Here is an 18,299-nt window from a genome sequence, read left to right as displayed (position 1 = left end):
CCCCCTAGATATCCTCGATACTGACCCGAAACGCGCCGCCCAGCACCAGAAATTCCCGCTCGCCCCGCAACAGCGGCGCGGGCAGCAGGCCCGGGAAGAACAGCACCTTGGTCAGCGGCACCCGGGCCGTCAGGATGCGGTCGCCAAAGCAGTCCGCCACCTCGCGGTCAGAGGAAAACGAGACAAGGTTGTTGAGCCGGATCACCGCCTCGCGCGGGCTGCGCTGTTCCAGAATGCCGTGCCGGTCGACCGCGTTGATGCCGCGGTAAAGCGTGAGATGGCTTTGCCCCGGAAAGGCGAAGCGGGAAATCGCCCATTGGCAGAATTCGAACAGCAGATCGAGCTGCACGAGGATCGCATTGTCATGAAAGCGGCTTTGCATCCGTTCCGCCACATAGGCCTGCCAGACCGGGCCGTGGATGTCGGCGATGATCTCCTTGTGAAACCCGGGCGGAATGCCGAAGCGGCTTTCGACCCAGCCTTTCAGCACCGCGCCCTCGGGGCCGTTGCTGTCGAAGCCCCAGCCCTGAATGAGCCGCAGGAAGGACGAGCGGAACCGCTTGCGGCTGCCCGCCGCCGCCGCGCGCTGCTCGGGGTCGATGCCGAACATCGCCACCATATAGGAAAGAAAGGCCTCGCCCGCCTCGGCCAGCGTTTCCGCCTGGTCGAGCATGGCGAAGAGCGCCGGGTTCATTTCCCGCACCCCCCAGATCTGCAGCGCGACCGGCGCATCGTTGAAGCCGGGGCTGGCCAGAAAGGCCGAGGGCCGCCCGACCAGATTGGTCGAATGGCCGCTGCCGGGTCCGTTCTGTGCCGGGGTGTCATCCATGCCCGGGATGATGCGGCCTTGTTCCGGGTCTGGAAAGGGTGCGTTTGCGCGCAGGCGCGGGCTGGCCCGTTTCCTGCCCGCTCAGCGCGGCACCGGCTCGCTGCGCAACAGCCGCAGCATCGCCTCGCGCCGGGATTCCAGCAGCGCATGGGTCTGCTCGGCCGGGGCGCCAAGGCGGCGCAGCGTGACGCCCGCCAAATCCAGCCCGGTCTCGAAGGCCTCGGGGATCACCTGCACCGCGCCCATCGAGAACAGCCGCACCGCATGCTCGGCGTCGCGGGCGCGGGCGATCACCGGCAGATCGGGGCGCAGCACATGCAGCAGCATCACCACTTGTTCGGTCATTGCCGCGTCATGCAGCGTGACCACCGCGATCGGCGCGGTCTCGATGCCGCATTTGCGCAAGATGCCGGGGCGCTGGGCATCGCCGAAGATGATGTCGCGCCCCTCGGCCCGGCCGCGCGCCACCAGCTCGGCGTCGCGGTCGATGACAAGACAATTGTAGCCCTCGCTGGCCAGCACGTCGCAGACAAGCTTGCCGACCCGGCCGCCGCCGATCACCAGCGGACGGTTGGCGCCGGTTTCGGGCGTGTCGGCGGGGATGTCGGTGGGCGCGTTTGCCCGGGTGCTGCGCTGGCCAAGGCTGCGCCCCATCCGGGCCAGAACCGGCGTCGCCAGCATCGTGCCCGAGGCCACAAGCAGCATGAACTGTTCCACCTCAAGCGTGGTCAGCCCCGAGGAACTGGCCAGGCTGAGCACGAGGAAGGCGAATTCGCCGCCGCCCGCCAGCAGCAGGCTGGCCTCGAGCGCGATGGGCCAGGCCAGACCGAAAAGCCGCGCCAGCAGTGCGATCACCGCCGCCTTGAGCGCGGTCATGCCGATCACCGACATCGCCAGCATGACCGGGTGTTGCGCCACCGCGGCAAGGTCGATGCGCATGCCGACCGAGATGAAGAACAGCCCGAGCAGCAGGCCCTTGAAGGGCTCGATATCGACCTCGACCTGGCGGCGGAATTCGGTCTCGGCCAGCAGAAGCCCGGCCAGAAAGGCCCCCAGCGCCATCGACAGCCCCGCGAATTGCGTGATCAGCGAGGTGCCGACGACGACGAACAGGATCGCCGCCATGAACAGTTCGCGGTTGTGGGTGCGCGCCACCGAGCGGAACAGGCGGCGCAGGATCACCCGGCCGATGCCGACGATCAGGCTGATCGCGGCGACGGCCTGCAGGACCGCGATGCCAAGGCCCGAGAGCACCGTTTGCAGGGTGATCGTTTCGGTGCCGCCCTTTCCGGCCTCGCCGAAGACGACGATCAGGAACAGGATCGGCACCACCGCCAGATCCTGCGCCAGAAGCACGCCAAAGATGTTGCGCCCCGCGACCGAGGTCAGCCGGTGCTGTTCGGCCAGAAGCTGCACCACGATCGCGGTCGAGGACAGCGCCAGACAGGCGCCGATCACCAGCGAGGCGTCGATGGGGTTGCCGAAGGCAAAGGCGGTCACGGCGATCGCCGCCGTGGTCAGCACCACCTGCGCCATGCCCAGCCCGAAGACCGAGCGGCGCATCGTCCAGAGCCGGTCGAGCGAGAGTTCAAGCCCGATGGTGAACAAAAGGAAGGCCACGCCCAGCTCTGCCAGCTGATCGACCGCCTCCTGCGAGCTGATGGTGATCCAGCCCAGCGGCGGGAAGGTCTCGGCAAAGCGGCCGATGGCATTCGGGCCGAGCAGCAGACCTGCGACCAGAAAGCCAACCACCGGGCTGATGCGGAACCGGGTCATCAGCGGAATGATGACCCCGGCCGTGCCGAGAAACACGAGCGCCTCGCGGTAGAGGCCGATTTCGGATGCAATGGACATGCGACGTTCAACCACGCCCGCGCCGCGGACACCAGAGGCGACGTGAAACCTGCGGCAGAGCGTCCGCCCGGACACCCGACCGCAGGGAGAGGTCCGCCCGGTCAGGCGGGGGCTCAGGCGGCGGCGTTGTCGCGCGCGTCGTGCGTTGCGGCACTGAAGCGGAACTGGTTGACCATTTCCTCAAGGCCGCGGGACTGCCCGCTCAGCGTCATGCAGGCGGCGGCGGTTTCCTCGTAGGCGGCGGCATTGTGCTGCTGCGTCCGATCAAGCTGGTTCATCGCCGAATTGATCTCGCCGATGCCCGAGGCCTGTTCATCCGCCGAAGCCGCGATCTCGCCGACATGGCCGGCAATCGTCTCGACCGCCTCGACGATGACCCGCAGCGCCTCGCCGGCGCGGCCGACAAGGGCGACCCCGGTGGTCACCTGATCGCCCGAGCTGGAAATCAGCGCGCCGATTTCCCGTGCCGCTTCCGAGGCGCGTTGCGCCAGCGCCCGCACCTCCGAGGCGACGACGGCAAAGCCGCGGCCCGCCTCGCCCGCCCGGGCGGCCTCGACGCCGGCGTTCAGCGCCAGCAGGTTGGTCTGGAAGGCGATGTCGTCGATCACGGTGATGATCCGCGAGATCTGTTCCGACGAGGTCTGGATCGCGCCCATGGCGGTCACGGTTTCCTCCACCACCTGGGTCGTGGCCCGCGCCTTTTCCGTGGCGCCGCGCACGATGGTGTCGACCTGCCGCGCGCTTTGTGCCGCCGATTGCACCGAGGCGGTCAGCTCGTTCAGCGCCGCCGCGGTTTCTTCCAGCGTCGCCGCCGCGGTTTCGGCCTGCCGTGACAGATCGGTGGTCGCGCCGGTGATCTCGGCGACGCCGCCGGTGATCGAGCGCGTCGCGGCATCGATCGAGCCCATCACCTCCGACAGCCGCGCCACGGTTTCGTTGAAATCGATCCGCAGCTGTTCATAGGCAGGCGGGAAGCGGGTCATGATCGCCACCGAAAGATCGCCCTGCGCCAGATCGCGCAGGCCCGCGGCCAGGTTTTCGACCACCTGCGATTGTTCCTTGGCATGGGCCTCGCGCTGCGCCTCCTCGGCACGGCGGGCTTCTTCGCGCGCGGCGGCCTCGCGGCGGTCGCGTTCGGCCTCGGCCAGACGGTTTGCCTCGCGTTCGTCGCGCATCCGCGCCGCTTCGGCCTCGCGCTGCAGCCGCTGCGTCTCGGCTTCGGCGCGCAGCCGCTCCTGCTCGGCCTCCAGCCGCTTGCGGTCGGCCAGCACATGGCGCAGCGTTTCGACCGAGGCGGCCATGGCGCCGATCTCGTCGCGCCGCTCGCTGCCCGGAACCGGGGTGTCATAGACCCCCGCCGCCAGCCCGTTCACCGCCGCCAGCATCCGCGCCAGCGGGCGCTGCACCAGCGCCGAGGCCGCCAGATAGATCACCCCCAGCGTCATCACCAGAATCGCCAGCCCGCTCAGCGTGGTCGCGAGCACCTCATGGTGAACCGGGGTGGTGAAGACCGCGCCCGGAACGTCGAGAACGGTCGCCCAGGTGACATTCATCCCCTTGGCGGAGAAAGGATAGACCAGTCGGCGCGTGCCATCCGCCAAGCCCTCGATCACCCGCGGCTTGCCATCGGCCAGCGCGGCCTTGACCAGATCGGCCCCGATCCCCTCATAGGGTTTGGTGAACAGCGCCTTGTCGGGATGGGCGATCCATTTGCCGGCTGCATCGACCAGCATCATCCGCCCGCCCTCGAAGGTCTCCATCTTCCCCATGATTTCCGACATCTCTGCCAGCGTGATGTCGACGCCGACCAGACCGACCAGCTGGCCGTCGATCTTGATCGGCACCGGGATCGAGGTGACGACATAGCCTTCGGTGGTCATATAGGGCTCTGTCGCCACGCTCTTGCCGGTTTTCGTCGGCACGTCGAACCACATTTCCTCCGGCACGATCGGGAAGGTCTGGAAGGTCAGCCCGCCCTTGCCGTCCTTGGTCCAGTAGGGCGAGAACTCGCCCGCCGCGTTGCGCCCCCCGGTGCCGGTCAGGAAGTTGTCGGTCGGCCCGCCGGGGATCGCCGACATCCAGGCGGAAAACAGGTTGTCGTAGCGCATCGGCACCTGTTCCAGCATCGCGATGATCTCGGCCGAGTCGGCCTTGCCATTGCGCATGTCGCCGCTGATCATGCCGCTGATCGCCTCGACGGTGGCGACCGCCTCGGTCATCTGTCGGGCCACTTCGCCGGCGGCGAATCGGGCCTTGCCGGTCGCCGTCTCGATCACCTGAGCCTCGACCCGGGCCGAGGTCTTCCAGCCGTTATAGGCCGTATAGCCCAGAACAATCAGAGAAATTGCGAGGCCCGCCGCCAGACCAAGCTTGCCTGAGACGGATTTCAGCGGGTGTTTCATCGGTTTTTGTTCCCTTCCAAGAGGCTTTGACCTTAGGGCAGAAGCGGAAACATTGCGTAAACGGCGCCTCGGATAGATTTTTTTGCCATTTTTACATGCGGCAATATGTCGGCTGCGGGGCTGCTGCTTCGCTGGGACATTCGCGGGGGGCACGGTATCTTGCCGCCGATCGCAGGCGGGGGCGGCCCCGTCTGCCCCCTCCGGGGCCGGGGTCCGGCTCCGGTCTGAAATGAAAGGAACGACCATGGCCGATCTCGACGACATCAAGGAAGGCAAGGATTTCGGGCTCGACCGACCGGCCGATCTGCAGGGCTTCTTCCTCAAGGGCGCGGCCCATTATGACTGGGGGATGAAGAACCGGCTGTCGCGGATCTTCAACCCGAAGACTGGCCGCACGGTGATGCTCGCCTTTGACCACGGCTATTTCCAGGGCCCGGCGACGGGGCTCGAGCGGATGGATCTGAACATCCTGCCGCTTGCCGATCATGCCGATGTGCTGATGTGTACCCGCGGCGCCCTGCGCTCGACCGTGCCGCCGACGAACACCAAGCCGGTGGCGCTGCGCTGTTCGGGTGGCAACTCGATCCTGACGGAACTGTCGAACGAAACCGTCGCGGTCGAGATCGAGGATGCGATCCGTCTGGGCGCCTGCGCGATGGCGGCGCAAGTCTATATCGGCTCGGAATACGAGCACAAATCGATCACCAACGTCCTGAAACTGATCGACACCGGCACCCGCTACGGCATCCCGACGCTGGCCGTGACCGGGGTCGGCAAGGACATGGCGCGTGACGCCCGCTACTTCGGTCTGGCGACGCGGATCGCCGCGGAACTCGGGGCGCATTACGTCAAGACCTATTTCGTCGAAGAGGGCTTCGAGAAGGTCGCGGCGGGCTGCCCGGTGCCGCTGGTGATCGCGGGCGGCAAGAAGCTGCCGGAACTCGAGGCGCTCGACATGGCGTATAAAGCCATCGATCAGGGCGCGGCGGGGGTCGACATGGGCCGCAACATCTTCCAGTCGGAAGCCCCGGTGGCGATGATCCAGGCGGTGGCGAAGGTGGTGCATGAAAACTACACCGCCAAGGAGGCCTATCAGCTTTTCCTTGATCTCAAGGGCTGATCCGGCACGGAATTCCGAAAGCCCCGGTCGCGGACCGGGGCTTTTTCATGCCTGCTGGCGGGGGGCGAACCGGGCTTCGGCGGCAAAACCCCGGTCGGTTCCGGGCAGCGGCGAGGTCAGTTGCAACCGGCCCCCGGCGCGGGCCAGGATCGTCTGCACGATCGCCAGCCCCAGTCCCGCACCGCCGCGCCCGGCGCCCGGGGCGCGTTCGAACCGTGCGCCGATCCGCGCCAGATCCTCGGGCGCGAGCGGGTCACAGTCGTTCTCGACCCGCAGAAGCCCCGGTTCCAGCCGCAGCCGCACTTCGGCCCCCGCGGCGCCGTGGCGCAGCGCGTTCGAGACCAGATTGCGCACCAGAATGCCGAACAGATCCGGGTCGAGATCGGAGAGCACCGGCACCTCGGGCAGATCCAGCGCCACCCCGGCCCCGCCCGCCAGCCGCACCGCATCCTCGGTGACGATCCGCACCACCGGGCGCAGATCCTGTGCCGTGTCCCGGCGCAACCGTCCGCCCTCGGCCCGGGCAAGGCTCATCAGCCCCTCGGACAGGCGGGTGAGCCGCTTCAGCACGGTTTCGATGTCGCGCGCCCGCGCGATCACCGCGGGATCGGTGGTTTCGGCGCGCAGCCGTTGCGCCTGCGCGATCGCCCCGGCCAAGGGCGTGCGCAGCTCATGCGCGGCATTGGCGGCAAAGCTGCGCTCGGCCTGAAAGGCGTCGTCCAGCCGGGTCAGGAGCGCGTTCAGCGTCTGCGCCAGCGGCTGCACCTCGGCGGGCAGGGCACTCGCGTCGACCGGCGTCAGATCGGCCGCCCCGCGCCGGGCCAGCCGCAGCCGGAACTGCCGCAGCGGCGCAAAACCGTAGCGGATCAGCCCGGCAATCCCGGCCAGCGTCAGGGGCAGCACCAGCGCGATCGGCGCCAGAAGCCCCATCCGCACCTCGAAAGCCATGCGCCTGCGATGCTCCATCGGCTCGGCCACCGAAATGCGCACCGTGCCCTGCAGCGCCGCATCATTGTAAAGCCGCAGGGCCTGCGTGGAGCGAAAGCCGGTTCCGTCCCAGGCCGGGAACGCCCCCGGATCGGCCCCATGCGAGATCATCAGGATCGCGCCCTTGTCGTCGCGCACGATGTAGCTGAAACTGTCGTCATGCGGCCGCACCGCGGGCACCTGTTGCGTGCCCGTCACCAGATCGCCGCGGCTCAGGATGTCGGAAACGACGAGCGGCAAGACCCGATGCGCGGTTTCCTGCAGCGAGGCGTCGAACATCGTATCCATCTGCAACCGCTGCCTGTAGGCGGTGAAGCTGGCCGCCGCGATCCACAGCACGGTGACCAGAAGCCCGACCGTGATGGCCAGACGCGATTGCAGCGACCGCCGTTTCATCCGCGCACCAGCCGGTAGCCAAGGCCGCGTTCGGTCTCGATCACGCGCGCGCCCAGTTTCTTGCGCAGCCGCGAGACATGCACCTCCAGCGTGTTCGAGCCGATCTCGTCGTCGAAGCTGTAAAGCCGGTCCTCGAGGTCGCGTTTCGGGAAGATCTGCCCGGGGCGCGACAACAGCAGCTCGAACAGCGCCCATTCCCGCGCCGTCAGCGCGACGGCCTTGCCCGCCCGGCGCAGATCGCGCGCGGCCAGATCGATCGTCAGCTCGCCCAGTGTCAGCACCGGATTGGGATTGCCCGCATAGCGCCGCGCCACCGAGCCGATCCGCGCCGTCAGTTCCGCCAGATCGAAGGGCTTGACCAGATAATCATCGGCCCCGGCATTCAGCCCCTCGATCCGGTCCGAGACCTGATCGAGCGCGGTCAGAATGATCGCCGGCGTCGCAACCCCTTGCGTGCGAAGGGTTTTCAGAAACGGAATGCCGCGGCCGTCGGGCAGCATGAGGTCCAGCAGGATCAGATCATAGGCCGCCACCGCCAGCGCATCCGCGGCCTGATCCAGCCGCATCGCCCAATCGACCGAATGGCCGTCGGCCGCTACCTGATCGCGCACCGCGGCCCCCAGAACGGTGTCGTCTTCCACGATGAGGATACGCATGCGGGGGGCTCCTTGTTCACCCTTGCCCTATCCTGTGCCAAGCTGACGGGAAGCTGAAGCAGGTTTTTCGAAAGCTTCAGCTTGTTGTCAGACTCGGGGGTCAAAAGCGCCTCATCCTGATTGGAGAACCTCATGACCGCTTCCCGCTTCCTGCCCGCTTTCGCCGCCTTGGTGGTGCTGGCACAGGCCCCCGCCGCCGCCGCGCATGACAATGACTGCACCGTGCCGATGGCCGACTGGCAACCGCGCGAGGCGGTGCAGGCGCTGGTGGAGCGGCAGGGCCTGACGGTGCGGCGCATCAAGATCGACGACGGCTGTTACGAAGTCGATGCGCGGGATGCGACCGGACAGCGGGTGCGGATGCGGCTCGACCCCGGCTCGCTGATGATCCTGCGCCGCGGCGACGACGATGATGATGACGACGACCATCACCGCCGTCGCGGCGATGACCACGACGACCAGGATCGTTCCTCCCATCACGACGACTGATCCGGGTCCGCCCGGGCAGGGCGGCGGTTTTTCCTTGGTCGGAGCCGCCGCCCACTTTTCCGAAATCCCCTTTGCCCCGGACCCGAAGTCCGGGACGGGTGCTCTTGTTCCTGATGCAACCAAAGGAAATCGCAGATGAAATCCTCTCTTCCCCTGATCGCGCTGGCCGCGCTTTTGTCTTCGACCGTGGTGGGCGCGCTTTCGGCCGCGCCGATCGATGCGCCGCTTCTGGCCGGCTCCCCCGCCGCCCCTGCCGCCGCCCCGGCCGCCCAGCCGGTGCAGCTGGCCGACAATGATCATCATCATGATTTTGACGACGGCTTCTTCGGCTGGTTCGGCCATCACCACGATCACGATGACGATGATGACGATGATGACGACGACGATGACCGTGGCGGCCGCAACTGCCCGCCCGGCGCGACCGGCTGCGGCGCGGCCCCGGCGGCAGCGAGCACGGTCGCCCCGCCCGCGAACGGCCTTTTCGCGCCGGGTTCGAAACCGCAAGTGCAAACGAACTGAGGGGGCCGCGATGAAACCGTTTCACACCGCTCTGGCGCTTTCGACCGCACTTGTTCCGGGGATGGCTCTGGCCACCCCGGTCACCTTCACCACGCAGATGAGCAATTATGGCGGCGATGGCGCCTATCTCGCCTATTACGTCACCGATGCGAATGGCGCCTATGTCGGCTCGCTCTGGATGGCGGGCGGCAAGGCGAAATACTACAGCCACCTCGGCGGCTGGTATGCGGCGACCGGCGGCAATACCGCGCAGGTCGATGGCATCACCGGGGCCTCGGTGGGGGCCGGGCGCGAGCTGAAGATCACCCTCGATCTGGCCGACACGCTGTTTGACCAGGGCTATGTCCTGCATGTCGACAGTTCGGTCGAGAAGATGTCGGACGTGCCCAAGGATGTCTCCATCCCGCTGACCTCGGACAATCTGGGCAAGCCGGTGGCGGGGAAATACTTCGTCCAGAGCCTGACCATCTCCAAGTAAACCCCTGAAAAGGAGGCACTCCCGTGCTGCGATTTCTGCACCGTTGGCCCGGCCTTCTGGCGGCGCTTCTGGTTTTCGTTCTGGCGCTTTCGGGCGCGGCGCTGTCGCTTTATCCGGCGCTGGAACGGCTCGCCGTGCCGCAGGCCGCAAGCACGCTGACGGTCGCCGATTTGGCGGCACGGGTGGCCTCGGCCCATCCCGGTCTGGAACAGATCCGCCGCGCGCCCTCGGGGCGGGTGGTGGCCTGGTGGTTCGAGGGCGGCAGGCCCGGCGCGGCGGTGATCGACCCCGCGACCGGCGCCGATATCGGCAGCCCCGATCCGCTGCCCGGATCGCGGTTCCTGACCGGTCTGCACCGCGAGCTGTTCGCGGGCGACGCCGGGCGGCTGGTCGCGGCGGCGGGCGCGGCGCTGATGCTGGCGCTGGCGCTCTCGGGGGCCTGGCTGGTGGCGCGGCGGATGGGCGGCTGGCGCCGCTGGTTTGGCCGCAGCCGCGGTTCCTTTGCCGGGCGGCTGCATGTGGAACTGGCGCGGTTCGCCGTGGGCGGGCTGATCCTGTCCTCGGTCACCGCGCTCTGGATGACCGCCTCGATGTTCTCGCTTTTGCCCGATGCCGCGGCCGAGCCTGCACCGGCGCTGGCGACTGCGAACCTGCCGCGGCTGCCCTATGACCAGATCCCGGCGCTGGCCAACACGCCCGCCCATGCGTTGCGGGAGCTTTCGCTGCCCTCGCCCGACGATCCGACCGACACGTTCAAGCTGGTGACCGAGGGCGGCGCGGCGCTGATCGATCCGGGCACCGGGGCGATGCTGTCTTCGGCCACCCCCGGGTTTTTTGAAAAAGCCACGGAAATCATGGTGATGCTGCATACGGGGCAGGGGGCCTCGATGCTGGGTCTGCTGCTCGGGCTGATGTCTTTGTCGGTGCCCGCGCTGGCGCTGAGCGGGGCGCAACATTGGTGGGCCGGTCTGCGCTCCAACCGTCGCATCCGCCACAATGCCCGGGCCGATGCCGCCGAAACCGTGGTGCTTGTGGCCTCCGAGGGCGGCACGACCTGGGGCTTTGCCCGCACGCTTCACGATGGCCTGACCGCAGCCGGGCAAAAGGTTCACACCGCGCCGCTGGCCGGGTTCGATCCCGCCCGCCACGCCAAGGCCCGCCGCTTCCTGATCCTGGCGGCCACCTATGGCGAGGGCGAGGCGCCGACCGCCGCCAAGGGCGTCCTTGATCGCATCGCGGCGCTGACAACCGCCCCCGCGGCGCCGGTGGCCGTGCTTGGCTTTGGCGATCGCACCTTCCCGCAGTTCTGCGGCTTTGCCCAAAGCCTGCGCGCCGCGGCGGCGCGGATCGGCTGGGCGGAGCTCTTGCCGATGGCCACCGTCGACCGGCAATCGGCCCAGGATTTCGCCCGCTGGAGCCGCGATCTGGGCGCCGCGCTGAACCTGCCGCTGGATCTGACGCATCTGCCCGAGCGGCCGAAGACCAGCACGCTCACCCTGATCTCGCGGCGCGATTATGGCGCCGAGGTGCAGGCGCCGACCTCGATCCTGCGCTTTGCCCTGCCGCGCCCGACGCTGTGGCAACGGCTGACCGGGCAGGGGCTTGCGACGTTCGAGGCGGGCGATCTGATCGGCGTGCTGCCCCGGGGGTCGGACCTGCCGCGGTTCTATTCGCTCGCCTCCTCGGCGCGGGACGGGTTCTTGGAAATCTGCGTGCGCCGGCATCCGGGCGGGCTGTGCTCGGGGCAGCTGACCGATCTGGTCCCGGGCGCGACGATCGCGGGCTTTGTCCGCCGCAACCCCGCGTTCCGGCCGCAAAAGGGCCGCAAGCCGGTCATTCTGATCGGCGCGGGCACCGGCGTCGCGCCGCTGGCGGGCTTTTTGCGCGCCAACCGTCGTCACCGGCCGATGCACCTCTACTTTGGTGCCCGCGCGCCGCAAAGCGACCTGCTTTATGATGCCGAGCTGCGCGACTGGCAGGCGGCGGGGCAGCTGACGAAACTGACGACCGCCTTTTCCCGCCATGGGCCGAAGACCTATGTGCAGGATGCGCTGCGAACGGACGCGCCCGAACTGGCGCGGCTGATCGGGGCGGGGGCGCAGATCATGGTCTGCGGCGGGCGCGACATGGCCGGGGCGGTCCGCGACGCGCTGACCGAGATCCTGGCCCCGCTCGGGCAGACGCCCGCCACCCTGAAAGCCGAGGGACGCTATGCCGAAGATGTCTACTGAAACCGCCCGCCTGGTGCTGAACGGCGCCACGATGGGCACGCGCTGGGCGCTGACGCTGCATCCCGCGCCGGGCTTCGACCCCGCGCCCCTGCGCGCCGCCTGTCAGGCCGAGGTGGACCGGATCGATGCGCAGATGTCGACCTGGAAGCCGCAAAGCGACCTGATGCGCTTCAATGCGGCGCCGCTCGGGGTCTGGCAGGATCTGCCGCCCGAGCTGATGGAGGTGCTGCAAGAGGCGCTGGTCATCGGCCGCGACAGCGGCGGCGCCTTCGAGATCGCGATGGGCGATGCCGTGCGCGCCTGGGGCTTCGGCCCGGTGCCCGCGGATGAAACCGCGATCCGCGCTGCGATGGCAAAGTCGCGCCGCCCCAGCTACGAGGTGCTGGAGCTGGACCCGGCGCAGGGCCGCGCCTGCAAGCATGCCGAGATGAGCCTTGATCTGTGCGGCATCGCCAAGGGCTACGGGGTGGACCGGCTGATCGCGGCCGCCCGCGCGGCGGGGATTGACAGCGCGCTTGCTGCGATCGACGGCGAGCTGCGCGCCATCGGCAAACCGCCCAAGGACCGCGACGGAAACGATCGCGGCTGGGCGGTGGCGCTCGAACGCCCCGATTTCGGCCAGCGCGCCATTCATGCGATGTTCGAACTCAACGACATCGCGATCGCCACCTCGGGCGATTACCGGCACTGGGTCCGGGTCGGCGACCGCCATCTGGCCCATACGATGGACCCCGCCCGCGGCGCGCCGCTGATTGGCGGTCCGGCCTCGGTCACGGTGCTGGCCGAGAGCTGCATGCGCGCCGATGCGCTGGCCAGCGCCTGCATGGTGCTGGGCGAAAGCCGGGGCAGGGCGCTGGCGGCGCGCTTTGGCGCCGAGCTGATCTGCCTGACCGGGGCCGACCGCAGCGCCCCGCTGCCAAAGGCGGTCTGACGCGGGGCAGACGGGTCCGGGATGCGTGATTGCACTCGCCCGATGCGCGAAATAATGCTACGGTTTAAGCCAGAAGGGAGAAACCGGAGACAGGATTGGTCGTTCGCAGCCCCCGTTTCGATCCGGCATCCGGCGCTTTGGCGTCCGCTTGTGTCGGAGAGCTACCCTGGCGGTTGCGAAGCGGCGCCGCCGGACCTCTGATCGTTCTGGGCCGTGCCGCGGGCGATCTGACCCTTGATCTGGCCGCTTTCGCGCAGCTTTTCCATCCCGACGACCGCGCCGATCTGTGCCGCTTCCTGAGCTTTGGCCCGGCTCCGGCGCGGCTGGGGCTGGACCTGCCCGAAACCTCCTCGGCGCGGGGGATCCTGTTGCGGATGCGCTGGGGCGGCGGCGGCGAGGATTTCATCCTGACCTGTCTTGAACCGGATGCGAGCTCCGCCGTCAGCCCGCGCGCTGCGGCCTCGGGGCGGCTGTTGCGCCTCGATGCCGCGCTGCAGGTGGCGCGCAACACGCTGGAAAACGCCGGCATCACCCCCATTTCGTCCTGGAGTGTCGATCTGCGCAGCGGCGCGCTGAATGTCTCGGCCTGGTGGAAGGACCGGCTTGGCTACGGCCCCGAGGCGTTCGAGCCGCTGACCCATGACGACTGGGCGCGGATGAGCCACCCAGAGGATGTCGCGGAGTTCGATTCCCCCGAGACGCGTGCCCGGCTGCGCCGCGGCGCGTTGGTGCAATGTCTGTCGCGCTCGCGGCATCGGCTGGGCCATTGGGTCACTTTCCTGTCCTTTTGCCGTGCCGTGCGCTGGGACCCCGCGGGCGAGATCAGCGTTTTGATGGGCTGCGATCTCGACATGACCGCGGTCTCGACGCTGGAGGGCGCGCTGGCGCGCGAACGCGACCGGCTGACGACGATCCTCGATGCGCTGCCCAGCGGCAAGATCGTGCTGGATGCGCAGGACCGGATCGTGCTGGCCAATCCCGAGGCCTGCGCGCTGATGGGTTGCGGCGCGGGCGAGGTCTGCGGCCGCCCCTTGTTCGAGCTGCTGCCGATCGAGGAGGGGCGGGCGGATCTTGCCGCGGCGATGGAGGAGCCCGGCCACAGCGGCCCGGTGCTGATCCGCTCGCGCCGGATCGGGCGCTGGCGGCTGTTGCAGGTCGATGTGGTGCCGCTGCCGGGCGATCCCGGTGACGGGCGGCTTTTGCTGTCGCTGTCGGACATCACCACCCTGCATGATCTGGGCCAGCAGCTTGAGAAATCGATCGACAATGCCCGCTTCATCGCCACCCATGATCTGATGACCGGCCTGCCCGACCGCTATCTGATGATGCGGCGTCTGGGCGAAAGCCTGACCCGTCTTGACGCCGGGGGGGGCGGCAAGATCGCCGTGCTGTGCATCGGTTTCGACAATCACCGGCTGATCAATGACACGCTGGGCCACGAGACCGCGGATCAGCTGATCAAATCGGCAGCGAAGCGGCTGGAGCAGGGCCTGCCCGAGGGGGCGCTGCTGGCGCGCACCAGCGAGGATGAATTCGTCGTGCTGCTGCCCGGGGCCGATGCGCTGGCCGCCGAATCGCGCAGCTGGGACATCGTGCGGGCCTTTGCCCGACCGATGCGGCTGCCGCGGCGGCAATGTTTCCTGACCGTCTCGATCGGGGTGGCGCTGCAGGAGGGGCCGGGCGGCTGCGCCGAGGCGCTGTTGCGCGCGGCCGACATGGCGATGCATCAGTCGAAGGCGCGGGGCCGCAACACGGTGACGCTGTTCTCGCCCGAGATCGGGGCGCAGTTCGAGCGCCGGACCGCGGTGGCGCAGGCGTTGCACCGGGCGCTGGAGGAGGGCAGTTTCGAGCTGCATCTGCAGCCGAAATTCGACGTGCGCGAGGGGATCCGGCTGATCGGCGCCGAGGCGCTTTTGCGGCTGACCGATGCCGAGCTGGGGCCGATCTCGCCTGCGGAATTCATTCCGGTGGCCGAGGTGGACGGGCTGGTCGCGGCGATCGACCTCGAGGTGATGCGGTTGGCCGGGACGATGCTGGCCGACTGGGCGGCGCGGGGGATCCGGCTGCCGCTGGCGGTGAACATCAATGCGACGACGCTGGATGCGCCGGGCCATGCCGATCTGGCCGAGCGGCTGTTGCGCGTCGGGCTGGACCCCGAACAGGTGACGGTGGAGCTGACCGAGACCGGCTTGGCCGCGCCGGGGCTGCGGCAGCGGCGCAATCTCGAACGGCTGCGCGATGTCGGCTACAAGATCGCGATCGACGATTTCGGCACCGGGCAATCGGCGTTGGGGGTGCTGCAAAGCCTGCCGGTGGCGGAAATCAAGATCGACCGCTCCTTCGTGCGCGGTCTGGAAGGGCCCGAGCCCGACCGCGCCCGGGCGCTGATGCGGGCGATCCTGGCGATGGCGGGGGCGCTGGGCCTGCGGGCGATCGCCGAGGGGGTGGAGACCGAGGCGCAGTTCTCCATCCTGAAGGAGGAGGGCTGCCCGGCGATGCAGGGTTTCCTGCTGGGGCGGCCGCTGGGCTTGCGCAGTTTCGAGGCGCGCTATCTGGCCAAGGAATCGCGACCGCGCGCCATCGTTCTGGCCGCTCTCGGAGGATCGGGCGCATGACCGCACCGCCGCACCGGCTGCCCCATCCCGACACGCCCGAATCGCGGGCGCGCTGGCTGCATGACATCGGCGGCCTTTCGGTCGAGGAGATCGGCTGGCGGCTTGGCCTGCCCGCCGAGCGGGTGCAGGCGCTGCTTGATCAGCGCCCGAGCGAGGCGATTTCGGCACCGGGCGCCGCCGAGGGGGCGCGGCTGATCCGCCGTCTTGCCCGCCGCCTGCGCGACCGGTTCGGGCTGGGCACCGTCTGCATCGCGCAGCTGCCGCGCGAGCAGACCGAGCCGCGGCCGCTGATCGCCGCCGCCGCCGCCCGGCATCTGATGCGGGTGCTGCAGGCGCGTTCGGCCCCGGGCATCGTCGGGGTGTCGCATGGCCGGACCATCGCCGCGATGGTGGCGCAACTGCCCGAGATCCGGGTGGGCAGCCTGCGCTTCGTCTCGCTTCTGGGCGAGCTGACCTGTGCCCATGCCGCCTATCCGAATGTGGTGATGAGCCAGATCGCGCAGCGGCTGGGGGCGCAGGCCTTTCCCTTTCCAAGCCCGCTTTACGCCGCCACGCCCGAGGAAGCGGCGGAGCTTTTGCGCCAGCCGATGCTGAGGCGGGCCGCCGAAATGGCGCTGCAGGCCGAGGTCTGGGTGGTGGGCATCGGTCGCGCCGCGCCGGAAAACCAGCTGCATCAGTTCGGCCTGATCGGCGCCGAGGATCTGGCGGATATCGTTGGCCTTGGCGCCGCCTGCGAGATTCTGGGCCGATTCTTCGACGCGGAGGGCCGCGAGCTGCACTCCGCGCTGGCCGCCCGCACGCTGGCGCCCGCCGCGGCCGACTTCCGGCGCCGCCGGGTGATCGGTCTGGCGGGCGGGACCGACAAGGTCGTGGCGCTGCATGCGGCGCTGGCGGGGCATCTGTTGCAGGATCTGGTGACCGACAGCCGTACGGCGGTGGCTTTGCTTGACGAAGAGGAGCAGGCGGAGTTCGCGGCGCTGCTGTTGTGAAAATCCGCAGCCCGGCTGCGGTGAAAATTTGCAGCCCTGTCGCGGTGAAATTTTCGCGTTTCACCGCTTGACGGGGGGGGCGTGGATGCGTAGAAGCCTCCCACGCCCGAGGTTACGGCCCGGGAGAAATGCGCGGTTGTAGCTCAGTTGGTTAGAGTACCGGCCTGTCACGCCGGGGGTCGCGGGTTCGAGCCCCGTCAACCGCGCCACTTTCAAAAAGCCCTCGCCCCGGCGGGGGCTTTTGCTTTTCCACGGCTCTGTCCGGCCCGTGTCGGGCGGATCGGGATGCGGGCGTTCCTGCTTGCTGTCGGGTTCCGCCAGACACCTGCGCTTTCCCGCTTGACGCCCTCTGCCCCAGCCGCTACACCCCGCCCATCGCGCGGTTGTAGCTCAGTTGGTTAGAGTACCGGCCTGTCACGCCGGGGGTCGCGGGTTCGAGCCCCGTCAACCGCGCCACTTTCCCCCTCCCTCTGGACGCTTCCCCCTTCGTGGCGTATCACGCGCCCAACGGAGGATCTCTGATGCGCGACGAGCTGGATGCGAAAACCCTGATCGACACCATGGGCCGGGCGGCCCGGGCCGCGGCGGCCGAGCTGGCCTTTGCCCCGGCGCCGCGCAAGGAGGCTGCCCTTCTGGCCGCCGCCGAGGCCGTCGCCGCGCGTCAGGACGAGATCCTGGCCGCCAATGCCGAAGACATGATCTTTGGTCGCGACAAGGGCCTTTCCCCCGCGATGCTGGACCGGCTGATGCTGGACGAAACCCGCCTGCGCGGCATCGTCGAGGGGCTGCGCGCCGTCGCCGCCCAGCACGATCCGGTGGGCGAGGTGATCGCCGAATGGGACCGGCCGACGGGGCTGCACATCCAGCGCGTCCGCACGCCCCTGGGCGTGATCGGCGTCATCTACGAATCGCGCCCGAATGTGACGGCGGATGCCGGCGCGCTGTGCCTCAAGGCGGGCAATGCGGTGATCCTGCGCGGCGGTTCGGAAAGCTTCCATTCCAGCCGGGCGATTCACGCCTGCATGGTCGCGGGGCTGCAGGCCGCCGGGCTTCCGCAAGCGGCGATCCAGCTGGTCCCCACCCGTGACCGGGCGGCGGTGGCCGAGATGCTGCGCGCCGTGGCCCATATCGACGTGATCGTGCCGCGCGGCGGCAAGGGGCTGGTGGGGCTGGTGCAGGCCGAGGCGCGGGTGCCGGTTTTTGCGCATCTGGAGGGCATCTGCCACATCTATGCCGATGCCGAGGCCGATCTGGAGAAAGCCCGCCGTGTGGTGGTGAATGCGAAAACCCGCCGCACGGGCATTTGCGGCGCGATGGAATGCCTGCTGATCGACCGGGCGTTTTACGCCCAACACGGCGCGGTGCTGATCGAGGATCTGATCGCCAAGGGCGTCGAGATGCGGGTCTGCCCCGATCTCGCCCATATCCCCGGCACCAAACCCGCGGCGGAGGAGGATTTCGGCCGTGAATTCCTCGACATGATCTGCGCGGCGAAGCTCGTGGACGGGGTTGATGGCGCCATCGCCCATATCCGCCGCCATGGTTCAAGCCACACCGAATCGATCCTGACCGAGAATGACGCCACCGCGGCGCGGTTCTTCGAACGGCTCGACAGCGCCATTCTGATGCGCAATGCCTCGACGCAATTCGCCGATGGTGGCGAATTCGGCATGGGGGCGGAAATCGGCATCGCCACGGGCAAGCTGCATGCGCGCGGCCCGGTCGGGGCCGAGCAGCTGACCTCGTTCAAATATCTGGTGCGCGGCGACGGCACGATCCGGGCGTAGGGTAACGCCCGGGGCC

14 protein-coding genes and 2 tRNA genes are annotated in these 18,299 nt (G+C 68.6%); 11 read left to right on the top strand and 5 right to left on the bottom strand.

Features of this window, described 5'->3' with window-relative positions:
- Window positions 1-4 precede the first annotated feature (4 nt).
- From AC4PTB_RS14875 to AC4PTB_RS14865, 3 genes are all read right to left on the bottom strand, one after another.
- On the bottom strand, window positions 5-829 hold the full coding sequence (locus tag AC4PTB_RS14875) for an NAD(+)--dinitrogen-reductase ADP-D-ribosyltransferase (RefSeq protein WP_492190652.1): 825 nt from the start codon (window positions 827-829) through the stop codon (window positions 5-7).
- A gap of 81 nt (window positions 830-910) precedes the next feature.
- On the bottom strand, window positions 911-2,683 hold the full coding sequence (locus AC4PTB_RS14870) for a cation:proton antiporter domain-containing protein (protein WP_492190651.1): 1,773 nt from the start codon (window positions 2,681-2,683) through the stop codon (window positions 911-913).
- A 113-nt stretch (window positions 2,684-2,796) separates the two neighbouring features.
- Entirely contained in the window at window positions 2,797-5,085 is a 2,289-nt protein-coding gene (locus AC4PTB_RS14865) for a methyl-accepting chemotaxis protein (RefSeq protein ID WP_492190650.1), read from the bottom strand.
- A 244-nt stretch (window positions 5,086-5,329) separates the two neighbouring features.
- Here AC4PTB_RS14865 and lsrF point away from each other — a divergent pair, with 244 nt between their 5' ends.
- The gene (lsrF, locus tag AC4PTB_RS14860) at window positions 5,330-6,205 is read left to right on the top strand and encodes a 3-hydroxy-5-phosphonooxypentane-2,4-dione thiolase (protein WP_492190649.1); all 876 of its coding nucleotides are present in this window, start codon (window positions 5,330-5,332) and stop codon (window positions 6,203-6,205) included.
- A 45-nt stretch (window positions 6,206-6,250) separates the two neighbouring features.
- Here lsrF and AC4PTB_RS14855 read toward each other — a convergent pair whose 3' ends face one another.
- Together AC4PTB_RS14855 and AC4PTB_RS14850 are read right to left on the bottom strand one after the other, a co-directional pair.
- The gene (locus AC4PTB_RS14855; RefSeq protein ID WP_492190648.1) at window positions 6,251-7,588 is read right to left on the bottom strand and encodes an ATP-binding protein; all 1,338 of its coding nucleotides are present in this window, start codon (window positions 7,586-7,588) and stop codon (window positions 6,251-6,253) included.
- The gene (locus AC4PTB_RS14850; RefSeq protein WP_492190647.1) at window positions 7,585-8,244 is read right to left on the bottom strand and encodes a response regulator; all 660 of its coding nucleotides are present in this window, start codon (window positions 8,242-8,244) and stop codon (window positions 7,585-7,587) included. The genes AC4PTB_RS14855 and AC4PTB_RS14850 overlap by 4 nt, the downstream gene beginning before the upstream one ends.
- Before the next feature lie 132 nt (window positions 8,245-8,376).
- On the opposite strand from AC4PTB_RS14850, the gene AC4PTB_RS14845 reads away from it, so the two are divergent.
- The 10 genes from AC4PTB_RS14845 to AC4PTB_RS14800 all read left to right on the top strand — a co-directional run bounded on the left by AC4PTB_RS14845 (window position 8,377) and on the right by AC4PTB_RS14800 (window position 18,283).
- A complete protein-coding gene (locus AC4PTB_RS14845) occupies window positions 8,377-8,733 on the top strand; it encodes a PepSY domain-containing protein (protein ID WP_492190646.1) in 357 nt (118 codons plus the stop codon).
- A gap of 135 nt (window positions 8,734-8,868) precedes the next feature.
- Window positions 8,869-9,252, top strand: a complete 384-nt coding sequence (locus tag AC4PTB_RS14840) for a hypothetical protein (RefSeq protein WP_492190645.1) — start codon at window positions 8,869-8,871, stop codon at window positions 9,250-9,252.
- A 10-nt stretch (window positions 9,253-9,262) separates the two neighbouring features.
- Entirely contained in the window at window positions 9,263-9,730 is a 468-nt protein-coding gene (locus AC4PTB_RS14835) for a DUF2271 domain-containing protein (protein WP_492190644.1), read from the top strand.
- A 23-nt stretch (window positions 9,731-9,753) separates the two neighbouring features.
- Window positions 9,754-11,961: a PepSY domain-containing protein gene (locus tag AC4PTB_RS14830; RefSeq protein ID WP_492190643.1), complete on the top strand. Its 2,208-nt coding sequence runs from the start codon at window positions 9,754-9,756 to the stop codon at window positions 11,959-11,961.
- Entirely contained in the window at window positions 11,951-12,892 is a 942-nt protein-coding gene (locus AC4PTB_RS14825) for an FAD:protein FMN transferase (RefSeq protein WP_492190642.1), read from the top strand. Before AC4PTB_RS14830 ends, AC4PTB_RS14825 begins: the two co-directional genes overlap by 11 nt.
- Window positions 12,893-13,065: 173 nt before the next feature.
- Window positions 13,066-15,507, top strand: a complete 2,442-nt coding sequence (locus tag AC4PTB_RS14820; protein ID WP_492190641.1) for a putative bifunctional diguanylate cyclase/phosphodiesterase — start codon at window positions 13,066-13,068, stop codon at window positions 15,505-15,507.
- Complete coding sequence (locus AC4PTB_RS14815) at window positions 15,504-16,496, top strand: sugar-binding transcriptional regulator (protein ID WP_492190640.1); 993 nt, start codon at window positions 15,504-15,506, stop codon at window positions 16,494-16,496. The genes AC4PTB_RS14820 and AC4PTB_RS14815 overlap by 4 nt, the downstream gene beginning before the upstream one ends.
- A gap of 132 nt (window positions 16,497-16,628) precedes the next feature.
- Window positions 16,629-16,705, top strand: a tRNA-Asp gene (locus AC4PTB_RS14810).
- Between the two features lie 170 nt (window positions 16,706-16,875).
- A tRNA-Asp gene (locus tag AC4PTB_RS14805) sits at window positions 16,876-16,952 on the top strand.
- A 65-nt stretch (window positions 16,953-17,017) separates the two neighbouring features.
- Window positions 17,018-18,283 carry a glutamate-5-semialdehyde dehydrogenase gene (locus AC4PTB_RS14800; protein WP_492190639.1) on the top strand — a complete coding sequence of 422 codons (1,266 nt, stop codon included), beginning with the start codon at window positions 17,018-17,020 and terminating at the stop codon, window positions 18,281-18,283.
- Window positions 18,284-18,299 lie beyond the last annotated feature (16 nt).

The sequence above is a fragment of the Rhodobacter sp. 4.3.4 genome (assembly GCF_058724655.1).
This window is presented reverse-complemented; position numbering and strand designations above follow the sequence as displayed.

Coding starts and splice junctions, on each gene's coding strand:
- AC4PTB_RS14875 (WP_492190652.1), bottom strand. CDS start 829: ATGGATGACACCCCGGCACAGAACGGACCCGGCAGCGGCCATTCGACC.
- AC4PTB_RS14870 (WP_492190651.1), bottom strand. CDS start 2,683: ATGTCCATTGCATCCGAAATCGGCCTCTACCGCGAGGCGCTCGTGTTT.
- AC4PTB_RS14865 (WP_492190650.1), bottom strand. CDS start 5,085: ATGAAACACCCGCTGAAATCCGTCTCAGGCAAGCTTGGTCTGGCGGCG.
- lsrF (WP_492190649.1), top strand. CDS start 5,330: ATGGCCGATCTCGACGACATCAAGGAAGGCAAGGATTTCGGGCTCGAC.
- AC4PTB_RS14855 (WP_492190648.1), bottom strand. CDS start 7,588: ATGAAACGGCGGTCGCTGCAATCGCGTCTGGCCATCACGGTCGGGCTT.
- AC4PTB_RS14850 (WP_492190647.1), bottom strand. CDS start 8,244: ATGCGTATCCTCATCGTGGAAGACGACACCGTTCTGGGGGCCGCGGTG.
- AC4PTB_RS14845 (WP_492190646.1), top strand. CDS start 8,377: ATGACCGCTTCCCGCTTCCTGCCCGCTTTCGCCGCCTTGGTGGTGCTG.
- AC4PTB_RS14840 (WP_492190645.1), top strand. CDS start 8,869: ATGAAATCCTCTCTTCCCCTGATCGCGCTGGCCGCGCTTTTGTCTTCG.
- AC4PTB_RS14835 (WP_492190644.1), top strand. CDS start 9,263: ATGAAACCGTTTCACACCGCTCTGGCGCTTTCGACCGCACTTGTTCCG.
- AC4PTB_RS14825 (WP_492190642.1), top strand. CDS start 11,951: ATGTCTACTGAAACCGCCCGCCTGGTGCTGAACGGCGCCACGATGGGC.
- AC4PTB_RS14815 (WP_492190640.1), top strand. CDS start 15,504: ATGACCGCACCGCCGCACCGGCTGCCCCATCCCGACACGCCCGAATCG.
- AC4PTB_RS14800 (WP_492190639.1), top strand. CDS start 17,018: ATGCGCGACGAGCTGGATGCGAAAACCCTGATCGACACCATGGGCCGG.